This is a genomic window from Acidovorax sp. GW458-11-26-14-TSB4 (assembly GCF_059423865.1).
In genome coordinates this window covers 1-770 of the sequence record NZ_JBWKYR010000053.1, presented here as the reverse complement: position 1 = coordinate 770, position 770 = coordinate 1, and the positions used below count along the sequence as shown (strand labels likewise).

At 67.9% G+C, this 770-nt stretch carries 1 protein-coding gene; it reads right to left on the bottom strand.

The annotated features are described in order from the left end of the window. Positions 1-770: putative bifunctional diguanylate cyclase/phosphodiesterase (locus AC07X5_RS32620; RefSeq protein WP_494773550.1), on the bottom strand; the 770-nt coding region annotated here is incomplete at both ends.

Genomic DNA, 770 nt, shown 5'->3' with positions numbered 1-770 from the left:
GCGGTCTCCAGCACGTATTGGCCCAGGGGGAGGATGAGGCCGGTCTGTTCGGCCAGGGGGATGAAGTCGCCGGGGCTGATCATGCCGCGCTGGGGGTGGCGCCAGCGCACCAGGGCTTCGGCGCCCACCAGGCGCGCCTGGTGGTCCACGACGGGCTGGTAGTGCACGAGCAACTCGTTTCTTGCCAGGCCCTGGCGCAGGTCGGCTTCCAGGTTGGAGCGGGCGTTGACGGCGGCCTGCATGTCCGGGTCGAAGAAGCGCTGGGTGTTGCGCCCTGCGGCCTTGGCCTGGTACATGGCGAGGTCGGCGCGCTTCAAGAGTTCGTCCACCGACAGGCGTTCGTCGCCAAACAGGGTGATGCCGATGCTGGGGGTGCTGTAGTGCTGTTGGCCCCCGAGGGCGAAGGGCTGGTTCAGGCTGGCCAGGAGTTTTTCGGCGACGGTTTCTGCCTGGGCGGCGGCGTCGGGCAGTTCGGGGTTCAGGTTGTCCAGCATGACGACGAATTCGTCGCCGCCAAAGCGGGCCACGGTGTCGGCTTCGCGCACGCTGCCCACCAGGCGGGTGGCAACCTGGGACAGGAGCTGGTCGCCCATGTCGTGGCCCAGGGTGTCGTTGAGGTCCTTGAAGTTGTCCAGGTCGATGAACAAGAGGGCCCCCAGGTTGCGGCTTCTCTGGCAGGCGGCGATGGAGCGCTGCAGGCGGTCCAGCAGCAGGCGCCGGTTGGGCAGGCCGGTGAGCGCGTCGTAGAACGCCAGGCGTTCGATCTCCTG